This window comes from Comamonas sp. Tr-654 (genome assembly GCF_011752915.1).
GTDB lineage: Bacteria > Pseudomonadota > Gammaproteobacteria > Burkholderiales > Burkholderiaceae_C > Comamonas.
This window is the reverse complement of record NZ_VWWQ01000003.1, coordinates 579715-590706: the sequence shown is the minus strand read 5'-3', so window position 1 is coordinate 590706 and position 10992 is coordinate 579715. Positions and strand designations below refer to the sequence as shown.

Annotated in this window: 11 protein-coding genes; 8 read left to right on the top strand and 3 right to left on the bottom strand. The window is 59.7% G+C overall.

Going from position 1 to position 10992, the window contains the following annotated elements; all coding sequences use genetic code 11:
* Positions 1 to 91 precede the first annotated feature (91 nt).
* Both msrP and F3J24_RS12410 read left to right on the top strand, forming a co-directional pair.
* On the top strand, positions 92 to 1084 hold the full coding sequence (msrP, locus tag F3J24_RS12415; RefSeq protein ID WP_167006490.1) for a protein-methionine-sulfoxide reductase catalytic subunit MsrP: 993 nt from the start codon (positions 92 to 94) through the stop codon (positions 1082 to 1084).
* The gene (locus F3J24_RS12410) at positions 1084 to 1716 is read left to right on the top strand and encodes a sulfite oxidase heme-binding subunit YedZ (RefSeq protein WP_167006487.1); all 633 of its coding nucleotides are present in this window, start codon (positions 1084 to 1086) and stop codon (positions 1714 to 1716) included. Before msrP ends, F3J24_RS12410 begins: the two co-directional genes overlap by 1 nt.
* Here F3J24_RS12410 and F3J24_RS12405 read toward each other — a convergent pair.
* Positions 1680 to 2507 carry an MBL fold metallo-hydrolase gene (locus F3J24_RS12405; RefSeq protein WP_167006484.1) on the bottom strand — a complete coding sequence of 276 codons (828 nt, stop codon included), beginning with the start codon at positions 2505 to 2507 and terminating at the stop codon, positions 1680 to 1682. The genes F3J24_RS12410 and F3J24_RS12405 overlap by 37 nt on opposite strands.
* 74 nt (positions 2508 to 2581) lie before the next feature.
* On the bottom strand, positions 2582 to 2833 hold the full coding sequence (locus F3J24_RS12400) for a lipoprotein (protein WP_167006481.1): 252 nt from the start codon (positions 2831 to 2833) through the stop codon (positions 2582 to 2584).
* Positions 2834 to 2845: 12 nt separating this feature from the next.
* On the opposite strand from F3J24_RS12400, the gene cyaY reads away from it, so the two are divergent.
* On the top strand, positions 2846 to 3187 hold the full coding sequence (gene cyaY, locus F3J24_RS12395) for an iron donor protein CyaY (RefSeq protein WP_003058729.1): 342 nt from the start codon (positions 2846 to 2848) through the stop codon (positions 3185 to 3187).
* A gap of 66 nt (positions 3188 to 3253) precedes the next feature.
* On the opposite strand, the gene F3J24_RS12390 is transcribed toward cyaY, so the two are convergent.
* Entirely contained in the window at positions 3254 to 5593 is a 2340-nt protein-coding gene (locus F3J24_RS12390) for a penicillin-binding protein 1A (RefSeq protein WP_167006478.1), read from the bottom strand.
* A gap of 350 nt (positions 5594 to 5943) precedes the next feature.
* On the opposite strand from F3J24_RS12390, the gene F3J24_RS12385 reads away from it, so the two are divergent.
* From F3J24_RS12385 to pilQ, 5 genes are read left to right on the top strand one after another with little or no spacing between them, the layout of a single operon-like run.
* Positions 5944 to 7026, top strand: coding sequence for a pilus assembly protein PilM (locus F3J24_RS12385; protein WP_370527729.1), 1083 nt, complete (start codon positions 5944 to 5946; stop codon positions 7024 to 7026).
* Positions 7023 to 7634 (top strand): PilN domain-containing protein, encoded by a 612-nt coding sequence (locus F3J24_RS12380; RefSeq protein ID WP_167006475.1) that lies wholly within the window; start codon positions 7023 to 7025, stop codon positions 7632 to 7634. The genes F3J24_RS12385 and F3J24_RS12380 overlap by 4 nt, the downstream gene beginning before the upstream one ends.
* Complete coding sequence (locus F3J24_RS12375; protein WP_167006472.1) at positions 7634 to 8314, top strand: type 4a pilus biogenesis protein PilO; 681 nt, start codon at positions 7634 to 7636, stop codon at positions 8312 to 8314. The genes F3J24_RS12380 and F3J24_RS12375 overlap by 1 nt, the downstream gene beginning before the upstream one ends.
* Entirely contained in the window at positions 8311 to 8862 is a 552-nt protein-coding gene (locus tag F3J24_RS12370) for a pilus assembly protein PilP (RefSeq protein ID WP_167006469.1), read from the top strand. Before F3J24_RS12375 ends, F3J24_RS12370 begins: the two co-directional genes overlap by 4 nt.
* Positions 8859 to 10973, top strand: coding sequence for a type IV pilus secretin PilQ (pilQ, locus tag F3J24_RS12365; RefSeq protein ID WP_167006466.1), 2115 nt, complete (start codon positions 8859 to 8861; stop codon positions 10971 to 10973). Before F3J24_RS12370 ends, pilQ begins: the two co-directional genes overlap by 4 nt.
* The last annotated feature ends 19 nt before the right edge of the window (positions 10974 to 10992 follow it).

The following is a 10992-nucleotide window of genomic DNA, read 5'->3' as shown; positions in this document are numbered from 1 at the left end:
CTCCTTTTTTATTGAGAAGCTCGGAGGAACTTTGCTGACGCAGAGGGCTTCCAAATCGCACTACTCTTGATCGTCGTTTGGGAGCATTCCTATGCTGATACGTCACCGCAACCAAGGCTTTGAACATCCACTGGGCAGCGAGATCACGCCTCGGAGCCAATACCTGCAGCGCCGGGACTTTCTGCAGACCCTGGCCATGGGCGCTGCTGGCGCGACCCTGGCAGGCTGGGCCGGCCGTGATGCGCTGGCTGCGGCCGATCGTGTGCATCTACCCGCCCTGAAGGGCGTGGCCAGCAAGGTGGCTGGCGCCATGACCGTGGAGGCGGCCACCAGCTACCAGGACGTGACCAGCTACAACAACTACTACGAGTTCGGTCTGGACAAGGACGAGCCCGCACGCAATGCACACACGCTCAAGACCCGGCCCTGGACGGTGCGCATCGAAGGTCTCGTGCAGAAGCCGCAGACTCTGGACATCGACAGCCTGCTCAAGCTCGCACCCATGGAAGAGCGCATCTACCGCCTGCGCTGCGTGGAGGGCTGGTCCATGGTCATCCCCTGGGTGGGCTACTCGCTGTCCGAACTGCTGAGGAAAGTGCAGCCGCTCTCCGGCGCCAAGTATGTGGAATTCGTCACCCTGGCCGACAAGGCCCAGATGCCCGGACTCAGAAGCGGCGTGCTGGACTGGCCCTATACCGAGGGCTTGCGGCTGGATGAGGCCATGCATCCGCTGACGCTGCTGGCCTTCGGCATGTACGGCGAGGTCTTGCCAAACCAGAATGGTGCGCCGCTGCGTCTGGTCGTGCCCTGGAAATATGGTTTCAAGAGCGCCAAGTCGCTGGTGGCAATCCGCCTGACCGACAAGGAGCCGGGCACCGCCTGGAACAAGGCGGCACGCAACGAGTACGGCTTTTATTCGAATGTGAATCCCGAGGTCGATCATCCGCGCTGGAGCCAGGCCACCGAGCGGCGCATTGGTGAGGGCGGGCTGTTCGCCAAGCGCCGCAAGACCTTGCTGTTCAACGGCTATGGCGATCAGGTGGCGTCGCTGTATGCGGGCATGGATCTGAAGAAGTTCTACTGATGCAGGCCTGGTTGCTCAAGCCCTGGGCCAAGCCGCTGGTCTTTACGCTGTGCCTGCTGCCTTGCGCATGGCTGTTCTATGCGGCGTTCACTGACGGGCTGGGGGCCAATCCGGCCGAGGCCCTGCTGCGCAGCACGGGTGACTGGACTCTGCGTTTTCTTTGCATCGTGCTGGCGGTGACGCCGCTGCGCCAGATCAGCGGCTGGAATCTGCTGGTGCGTTACCGGCGCATGCTGGGCCTGTATGTGTTCTTCTACGCCTGTCTGCACCTGCTTTGCTATGCCTGGTTCGACATGGGGCTGGATTGGGGCGATATCTTGGCTGATATCCCCAAGCGTCCATTCATTCTGGTGGGTTTCAGCACCTGGCTGCTGCTGCTGGTGTTGGCTGCCACCTCGCCAAAGTTCATGCTCAGGGCTCTAGGCGGCAAGCGCTGGCAATGGCTGCACCGCGCGGTCTATGTGGCGGTGCCGCTGGCCTTGCTGCATTTTTTCTGGATGCGCGCCAGCAAGAACAATTTTGCCGAGGTAGCGGTTTATGCAGCCATTCTCGGTAGCTTGCTTGGCTGGCGAGTGCTGCATGCACTCAGAGGCAATCAACCGGCTGCAGCGCGCAGGGGTGGACGTACCTGACGCGAGACCGGGTCGATCTGCGCCGAAGGAAGCCGGTAGGCATCCTGGTCGAACAGGTCGATGCCGCACTGCAGGCCTTCGAGCCAGTCGAACAGATCGCCAATCGCCCGCTTGCCCATGATGGGAGCGCCATGCTGGGGCACGATCATGTCGATATGGAGCTGGCGCGCCATCTGAACCCAAAGGCGCAGAATCTTGTTGGAGACCATGTAGCGACGGTGAAAGCCTTCCATGCGTGCGATGTGCGGGCCTAGGTCGGTGACGGGCTTCTGGGCTTCTGCGCCGGTGGTCAGGGATACGCCGAGGTCGCCCGTGAACAGAATCTTGCTGATCGGGTCGTAGAAGTGGAAGTTGCCCTCGGCATGCAGGAAATGCGCGGGTAGCAGCACCAGTTCGCTATGCCCCAGCGGCAGGCGTCCGCCCGCATCGGGCACGCCGATGACGCGGTTTTCCGTCTTGCCCACTTTGGTGAAGTGCGGTGCAAAGCGCTCCCAGATGCGCGAGATGACCAGTTGCGCGCGCGTGCTGCTCATCCAGCGGTCCAGCGAGGCAATGATGTCCGGGTCGGCATGTGAGGCAATCAGATAGGCGAGCTTTTGCGGCGGAAAATGCCGCGACATGCCCATGAACAGCTCGTTGAAAGCCAGGTTGCCGCCGGGATCGATGATGGCTCCCGTGCCGTGGTCCACAATCAGGAACTGATTGGCCTGAATGGCCTGACCGTCCTCCTCAATGAGGTCGGTGAACATCAGGCAGATGTGGTTTTTGTCGCGATAGAGCTCAATGGACATGACGGTTTGTCAAAGGACAAGATGCCGTCACTCTAGAGAGTAAGCCTGGGCGACATGTTGATGTGTATCAAGCCTCAGGGCTTGGCATCGGTCTGGTCCGTCTCGCCGGCCTCGAGCGGTGGCTTGGTTGGGGTCGCAGGTGTTTCCGTGGCGGACGGCTTGCTGGAAATGCCCAGCGTTTCGGGCAGCGTGGCACGGCCCTGGGCGGCAGGATCGGTGGGCAGATAGAGCGGGCCCTTTTGTCCACAGGCCGAAAGTGCGGCGAGGGACGCCGCACAAGCCGCAAGGGCAATGCTCCTGACTAGAATTTGGTTGGCTTTCAACATGGGCAAATTGTAATGACTGACCTTGAATATCTGGACCGCGCCGACCAACTTCTGCTGGCTGTGGAGAAATGCTGCGACCGCATCGATGACGAAACCGATGCCGACCTTGATGCCCAGCGCGTGGGCGGCATGGTGACACTGGTTTTTGCCAATCGCAGCCAGATTGTCATCAACCAGCAAAAGCCCCTGCATGAAATCTGGCTGGCGGCCAAGGCTGGCGGCTTTCACTATCGTTTTGACGAAGACAAGAAGGTCTGGCTGGACACCAAGGGTGCTGGCGAGTTCTTTGCCAATCTGACGCAATACGCGAGCGAGCAGTCGGGCATGGCGCTGGAGTTCAAGGCCCTGGCCTGAGTATTCGGGGCGCTGGAATAAAAAAGCCTGCCTCGACGAGAGGCAGGCTTTTTGCTTTGCGAAGGCTTAGTTTCTGAAAAGGTCCAGAATGCGGCTGCGCTCCTCTGCGGCCGGTGGCTGGGTGGCACCCGGGCCGGCATTGCCGCTTGCATTCGGGTCGGAGGCGCCTTCCATGCCGAGGCTGGAGACGCCGCCGTTGCGGGCGTTTTCTTCGTAATACCAGTCGCCGCCCATATTGACCACGCCGGGCGGCGCCTGCACTTCGGCCACAGGCACGCCCTTGAGCGCGTGCTGCATGAAGCTGATCCAGATGGGCAGGCTCAGGCCGCCACCGGTTTCACGCGAGCCCAGATTGCGCGGTGTGTCGTAGCCGATCCAGGAGACCGCGGCAAGGTTGGGCTGGTAGCCGGCAAACCAGGCATCCACCGAGTCATTGGTGGTGCCGGTCTTGCCATACAGGTCAGGGCGCTTGAGTGTGGCTTGCGCACGTGCAGCCGTGCCCACGCGTGCCACATCATTGAGCAAGGTGCCGGTGAGGAAGGCGTTGCGCTCGGGAATGGCCTGGGGCAGCTCCTTCACCGCCGGAGGGGTGAATTCGGAGAGGATACGGCCCTTGTGGTCGGTCACGCGGGCGATCAGCCAGGGGTTGATGCGATGGCCGCCGTTGGCAAACACCGAGTAGGCCCCTGCCATCTGAAGCGGCGTGACCGAGCCGGCACCCAGGGCCATGGTCAGATAGGCGGGCTGTTTGGAGGCTTCAAAGCCGAAGCGCGTCGCCCATTCCTGTCCGGTCTTGGGGCCGATGGCCTGCAGCAGTCGGATGGAGATCATGTTCTTGGACTTGTTCAAGCCCGTGCGCATGGTCATGGGCCCGTCGTAGCGGCCGTCGTAGTTCTTGGGTTCCCAGGGCTGGCCACCGGTGGTTGCTGCACTGAAGAAGATCGGTGCGTCATTGATCATGGTGGAAGGCGAGAAACCGTGCTCCAGTGCCGCCGAGTAGATGAAGGGCTTGAAGCTGGAGCCGGGCTGACGCCAGGCCTGGGTCACGTGGTTGAACTTGTTCTTTTCGAAGTCGAAACCACCGATCAGCGCGCGGATGGCACCGGTTTGTGTGGACATGGCGACAAAAGCGCCTTCGACTTCGGGCAGCTGGGTGATTTCCCATGCTCCCTTGGTGTTCTTGACGGCGCGGATCACGGCACCGGGGCGGATCTTGATGTTGGGCGGAGCCTTGGGGCTGAGGCCGGACTCGGCGGGCTTGAGGTTGTCGCCGGTGATCTCGAAATGGGTACCGTCCGCACGGGCCGCGACAATCTTGCGTGGCGAGGCTTCCAGCACCACGGCCGCAACCACGTCGCCGTTGTCGGGGTGGTTGGCCAGGGCATCGTCAATGGCGTCTTCCAGCTCCTGCGCATTGCTGGGCAGGGTGATGAACTTCTCGGGGCCGCGGTACTTCTGACGGCGCTCGTAGTTCATGATGCCTTCGCGCAAAGCCTTGTAGGCGGCCTCTTGTTCGCCGGCATTGAGGGTGGTGTAGACGTTCAGGCCGCGGGTATAGGCGTCGTTGCCGTACTGGGCAAAGATCAACTGGCGGGCCATTTCTGCCACGTACTCCGCGTGTACGCGGGTCGAGTTGGCCGCCGTGCGCAGCTTGAGTGGCTCTTCACGAGCCTGCCTGGCCTGCTCTGCAGTGATGAAGCCGTTTTCCTCCATGCGCTCGATGATGTAGAGCTGACGGATGCGTGCGCGCTTGGGGTTGCTGATTGGGTTATAGGCCGAGGGGGCCTTGGGCAGGCCGGCCAGCATGGCGGCTTCGGCCACCGTGATGTCTTTGAGCGGATGGCCGAAATAGGCTTCGCAGGCTGCTGCAAAGCCATAGGCACGGTTGCCCAGGAAAATCTGGTTCATGTAGATCTCGAGGATCTGCTCCTTGGTGAGCAGATGCTCAAGCTTGAAGGTCAGCAGGATTTCGTAGATCTTGCGGGTATAGGTCTTCTCGGAGGAGAGGTAGACATTGCGCGCCACCTGCATGGTGATGGTGGAGGCGCCCTGGCTCTTTACCTTGCCCAGGTTGGCCAGCGCGGCACGCAGCATGCCCTTGTAGTCCACGCCGCCATGCTCGAAGAAGCGGGTGTCCTCGATGGCGAGCACTGCATCCGTCATGACCTTGGGGATCTCGTTGATGGGCGTCAGGGTGCGGCGTTCTTCACCGAATTCACCCAGCAGAGCCCCCTCGCTGGAATAAACCCGCAGCGGGAGCTTGGGGCGGTAGTCTGCGAGCTCGGAGACATCGGGGAGATTGGGGTAAGCCATGGCCAGCGCTACGGCCACAGCCAGCAAAGCGGCCAGGGCAGCAGCGACAGCAAGTCCGATCAGCCAGAAAATGGAGCGCAGCAGCCAGTGCATGCGTTTCTTGGGAGCTTGGGAGCCAGGCGCTGGGGCCTGGTGGGCAGAGTGTTCTGATGGCGGCATTTCGCAGTATTGACAAGGGGTAGGGCATTATAGAAATGCCTCCCGGAAAAGCATCTCAGCGGCTGGGTGGGAGCCGCGCTTTGGTCGAATCCTAAATCACAGGGTAAGCACCACTATGGGCAAGGGGTGGCTTTCTTGCTGTTTGACGTTACACAAGTTTGTCTTTTTTTGGCCACGAAATAAGGTGTAAAGCGCTGCAGCAAAGCATGTGCTGCTATAGCTTGCTGCTAGGATTCCAGGGTATTGCTGGCTTTTGTTTCCATTCTTACAAACCTGGGGGGGGCATGTTGATTGCTCTGAGTTCTTTATTCAGCCGTCAGCCTGCACCTTTGCTTGGCATTGATGTCAGCTCCTCCAGCGTGAAGCTGGTCGAACTGGCCAAAAGCAAATCCGGCGAGTGGCAATTGGAGCGTTGTGCGATCGAGCCTCTTGAAAAAGGCTGGATCACCGACGGCAATATTGAAAAATTTGATGAAGTGGCTGAAGCCGTGCGCCGTCTGGTGAAGAAAAGCGGAACGCGGACCAAGCAGGTCGCCATGGCGCTGCCAGCCGCAGCCGTGATCACCAAGAAGATTACTTTGCCATCCGGTTTGACCGAGCTGGAGATGGAAGTTCAGGTCGAGTCCGAAGCCAACCAGTACATTCCGTTCTCGCTCGACGAGGTGAGCCTGGATTTTTGCGTCGTTGGTCCTTCGCTGGTATCGCCCGGGGATGTGGATGTGCTGATCGCGGCATCGCGCAAGGAAAAAGTGCAGGACCGCCAGGGTCTGGCCGAGGCGGCCGGTCTCAAGCCCATCGTCATCGATATCGAGCCCTATGCCGCGCGCATGGCGGCAACGCGTCTGGTGTCCCGTTTGCCCAATGCCGGTCGTGACGCCGTTGTCGCGCTGTTCGAGGTGGGAGCCATGACCACCAGCATGCAGGTGCTTCGTAATGACGAAGTGCTTTATGAGCGTGACCAGGCTTTTGGCGGTGCACAGTTGACGCAGCTGATCGCGCGCCAGTACGGTTTCTCTCCGGAAGAAGCGGAAGCCAAGAAGCGCAGCGGTGAATTGCCGGACGACTATGCGGCGGGGGTGCTCAAGCCCTTTGTGCAAAGCCTGACCCAGGAAGTGGCGCGTGCGCTGCAGTTCTTCTTCACGAGCACTCCCTACAACCGCGTCGACCATATCTTGCTGGCAGGCGGGTCCTCGTCCTTGCCGGGGCTGGTGGAAGCCGTCAGCCAGCAGACGGGTTGTGCCTGCAGTCTCGCCAATCCCTTCGATGGCATGGAAATTGGCAGCGGTGTGCGTTTGAAAAAGATGGCGCGTGAGGCCCCGTCCTATCTGACCTCTTGCGGTCTGGCCATGCGGAGGTTTCAAGAGTGATATTGATCAACCTTTTACCGCACCGCGAGGCGGCCAAGAAGCGCCGCAAAGAGGCGTTCCAGGTCAATATGGTGCTGGCCGCGCTGGCTGGACTGCTGATCGCCGCGCTGATCTACTGGTACTTCCAGATGATGATCGAGGGCCAGCAGAACAAGAACAACTTGCTGCGCTCCGAAATCAAGGTCCTGGAGACGCAGATCAAGGAAATCGAAGGACTCGAGGCAGAGATCACGGCTTTGCGTGCGCGCCAGAAGGCCGTGGAGGACTTGCAGTCCGACCGCAACCTGCCTGTCTACATGCTCAACGAGCTGGTCAAGCAACTGCCGGAGGGTGTCTACATCAGCAGCATCAAGCAGGACGGTCTGTCGGTGACCATGCAGGGCACCGCACAGTCGAACGAGCGTATCTCCGAGATGCTGCGCAATCTGACCGATGGTTCGCCCTGGTTCTCCAAGCCGGAACTGATGGAGATCGTGGCCAAGACCGTTGATGTGACCGCCAAGGACAAGCGCCGTGCGGCTGCTTTCACCTTGCGCTTCAATCTGACCCGGGCCAGCGATGCGGAGAAAAATCTGCTCGCTGCTAGCCCCTCCGTGAAGGCGCAGTGATGGCAAAGAGCAAGAAATCTCTGGATATCGATTTCGCGGCGTTGCAAGACAAAATTCAGCGCCAATTCCGGAACCTGGATCCCAATGACCCTTCGGTCTGGCCGGCGCTGCCCAAGGCATTGCTGTATATCGCCGTCGCGGTTGCTGTGGCTGCCTTGCTGTGGTTTGTCATCCTGAAAGACTATGAAGAAGAGCTAGAAACAGAGCGTGCTACTGAGGTGACTTTGCGTGAGGACTATTCCAGGAAGATGGTCAAGGCGGTGAGCCTCGATGGCCTGAAGAAGCAGCGTGAACAGGTGCAGCAGTATGTGACGCAGCTGGAGAAGCAATTGCCCAGCAAGGCGGAAATGGCAGCCTTGCTTTCCGATATCAACCAGGCCGGTCTGGGTCGCAGCCTGCAGTTTGAAGTATTCCGTCCCGGCGCAATGGTGACCAAGGAGTACTACGCCGAGCTGCCGATTGCACTGAAAGTGACGGGTCGCTATCACGACATCGGTGCTTTTGCCTCGGATATCGCTTTTCTGTCCCGTATTGTGACTTTGAACAATCTGTCCATCGCTCCTGGCGCAGGCGGCAAGGATACGGACGTGCTGTCCATGGATGCCACGGCACGTACCTTCCGGTATCTGGATGCGGACGAAGTCAAGGCGCAGCGTGACGCAGCCAAGGGGAAGAAATGAGCAAGGCATTCTTGAGCCCTATCTGCCTGCTTCTGATGGGCAGCGCCTTGCTGGCAGGTTGTACTTCCTCCGAAGAGGATCAGCTGCGTGAATGGATGGCGCAGGAGCGCGCCAATGCCAAGCCTCGTGTGACGCCGCTGGAGGAGCCCAAGCCGTTCAAGCCTCAGGCATATACAGGGGGTGACGGCATGGACCCCTTCAACCCGCTCAAGCTGATTCAGGTTTTGCGCAAGGAGTCGGCGCAATCCAATATCAGCACGGCCTTGCTGACACCGGAATTGAGCCGACGCAAGGAACCGCTGGAGGCCGAGCCGCTGGACACCATGACCATGGTGGGCAGCCTGGACAAGAAGAATGTGCCTACGGCCCTGGTCAGAGTCGGTGGCCTGCTTTACCAGGTACGTGTCGGTAACTATCTGGGGCAGAACTACGGAAAGATCACCCGGATAACGGAAAACTCCATCCAGCTCAGAGAGATTGTCCAGGATGGCGGTGGTGACTGGATTGAAAGAACAAGCACTTTGGAGTTGCAGGAGGTTGGCAAATGATGGGTATTAACCGCAGCACTATGGGGAAGGCCCGTTGGGGTCTGACCCTGAGCAGCCTTTTGCTTTCTTCGGCAGCTTGGGCTCAGGCGCGCATCGAGACGGTAACAGGTGCTTTGCAGTCAGGCTCCGAGGTCATTCGTGTTGAAATGTCCGAGCCGCTGGCCGCCGATCCGACCGGATTTGTCGTGCAATCTCCGGCCCGTATCGCGCTGGATTTTCCGGGTGTGAGCAATGGCTCGGGCAAGTCCCTGCTGGAGTTCAACCAGGGCAATCTGCGCTCGGCGAATCTGGTGGAAGCATCGGGCCGCTCACGTCTGGTACTGAACCTGAAGACGGCCACCACCTATCGCCTGCAGCGTCAGGGAAACTCTCTGCTGATCCTGCTTGATCCCGCCGGCGCGGCGGCATCTGCCACGGCTGCAGCTCCTGCCATGGCGCCGGTATTCGAGAGCAAGACAGCTTCCTCCGATGCGGCACCGATTCGTGGCATCGACTTTCGCCGTGGCAGTGACGGCTCCGGTCGGATCGTGGTCAGCCTTGGCAGCAGCCAGGTGGGAGTGGATCTGCGGCAGGAGGGCAAAGGCCTGACAGTGGACTTCCTGCGTACAGCCCTGCCTGAGAATCTGCGCAAAAAGCTGGATGTGGGGGATTTCGGCACGCCGGTGCAGACGATCTCGACCACGCAGCAAGGCGATCGGGTGCGCATGCGCATCGACCCTGTGGGCGACTGGGAGCACAGCGCCTACCAGAGTGACAATCAGTTCGTGGTGGAAGTGCGCCAGAAAAAGGTCGACACCAGCAAGCTGACCCAGGGCCCGGGCTACAGCGGCGAAAAACTGTCGCTCAATTTTCAGAATATTGAAGTGCGCTCCCTGCTGCAGGTCATCGCGGATTTCACCAACTTCAATATCGTCACCTCGGATACGGTCACCGGTGCTTTGACGCTGCGCCTGAAGGATGTCCCCTGGGATCAGGCTCTGCAGATCATCATGGATGCCAAGGGGCTGGGCATGCGCAAGTCCGGCTCGGTGCTCTGGATCGCTCCCAAGGACGAGATCGACGCACGCACCAAGCGTGACTACGAAGCGGCGATGGAGATTCAGAAGCTCGAGCCTCTGCGTACGCAGGGCTTCCAGCTCAACTATGCAAAAGCCGCAGACATCCTGCAGCAGATCACGACTTCGACAGGTGGTGGTGGTACGGGTGGTACCGGATCCAGCACGCGCTTTCTGTCGTCTCGCGGCTCCGCTATTTCAGAGCCCCGTACCAATCAGCTGTTTGTGACCGACACGCCGACCAAGCTTGAGGAATTGAAAGCTTTGCTGGCAACGCTGGATGTGCCAGTGCGTCAGGTCATGATCGAGGCTCGCATTGTCGAGGCACGGGACACCTTCGGTCGTTCGCTGGGGGTGAAGTTTGGTGGTGGAGCTGTTGGCAGCAATGCTGCCATGACATCGTCCCAGTTTCTGCCGGATAGCAGTTCGGGAACGGGCACCAAGTTTCCGAGTGGCAACTTCGTCAACCTGCCGGCCAGCGTTTCAGGAATCAACACCGTGGGGCAGGTCGCATTTTCGGTCTTCAATAGCTCGATGACGCGTTTTCTGTCCCTGGAGTTGTCCGCTCTCGAAGCTGAAGGCGACGGCAAGATCATCTCCAACCCTCGTCTGGTGACGGCAGACCAGAACAAGGCCTTGATCGAGCAAGGCACGGAGTATCCGTATTCCGTCACGGCACCGAATGGCGCCACGACGATTTCGTTCAAGAAGGCGGTGCTGAAGCTGGAAGTTACTCCGCAAATCACTCCTGAAGGCGACATCATTCTGGATCTGGATGTGAACAAGGACAGCCGTGGCGAGACCACGACTCAGGGCGTGGCTATCGATACCAAGCACATCAAGACCCAGGTGCTGGTCGAAAATGGTGGCACGGTGGTGATCGGCGGCATCTTTGAAATGGAGGAGACTAACCAGCTCAACAAGGTGCCGCTGTTCGGGGATCTGCCGGTCTTGGGGCATTTGTTCCGCAGCAACACCAAGGCTTCGAGCAAGCGCGAAATGCTGGTTTTCATCACTCCGAAAATGCTGAATCAGGCGCGCAGCAACAGCAAATAGCCGTTATCAGTTTTGACAT